Source organism: Streptomyces tateyamensis (assembly GCF_003205575.1).
Taxonomy (GTDB): Bacteria; Actinomycetota; Actinomycetes; order Streptomycetales; family Streptomycetaceae; genus Kitasatospora; species Kitasatospora tateyamensis.
Map to the genome: position 1 here is coordinate 1 of NZ_PYBW01000255.1, position 701 is coordinate 701.

The following is a 701-nucleotide window of genomic DNA, read 5'->3' on the forward strand; positions in this document are numbered from 1 at the left end:
GCTCGGCCTGGCGGGCGCCATCGTGCTCGGCGCGAAGAACCTGTCCGAGGCCGAGCAGTTGCAGGCCCACCACACCGCCCTGCTCGGGATGCCGGCGTCGGACTCCACCGTCCACCGTGCCCTGGCCGCGCTGGACGAGAGAGCGCTGCACCGGATCGCGAAGGCCCGCGCGCGGGTGCGCCGCCACGTGTGGGGACTGCTCGCGCTGCGGCCGGGCGGGTTCCCGTGGCTGGTGGTGGCGGGCAAGCGGCTGACCGGGTGGATCGTCATCGACATCGACGCCACGATCATCCTGGCCGCCTCGAACAAGACCGGGGCCGCGGTGACCTTCAAGAAGACGTGGGGCTTCCACCCGCTCGCGTGCTGGTGCGCGAACACGCAGGAGTCGCTGTCGATGCTGCTGCGGCCCGGTAACGCCGGGTCGAACACGGTGGTCGACCACATCGGGGTACTGACCGCCGCGCTGCGGCAGATCCCGCGCTCCTCGCAGGCGAAGATCCTGGTCAGGGTCGACGGTGCGGGCGCGACCCACGACCTGCTGGAGCATCTGGAGGCGCTGAACACCGCCCGCCGCACCGTGCGCTACCTGGTCGGCTGGACCATCACCCAGGACGACGAGAAGGCCATCGCCAAGCTCCCCGCAACGGCGTGGGAGGCTTCCCTCCGCCAGGACGGCGAGATCCAGGAGGACTACGGCATCG

Annotated in this window: 1 protein-coding gene; it reads left to right on the forward strand. The window is 71.2% G+C overall.

What is annotated here, in order from left to right; genetic code table 11:
- Nucleotides 1-701: transposase (locus C7C46_RS33205; protein ID WP_181442675.1), on the forward strand; the 701-nt coding region annotated here is incomplete at both ends.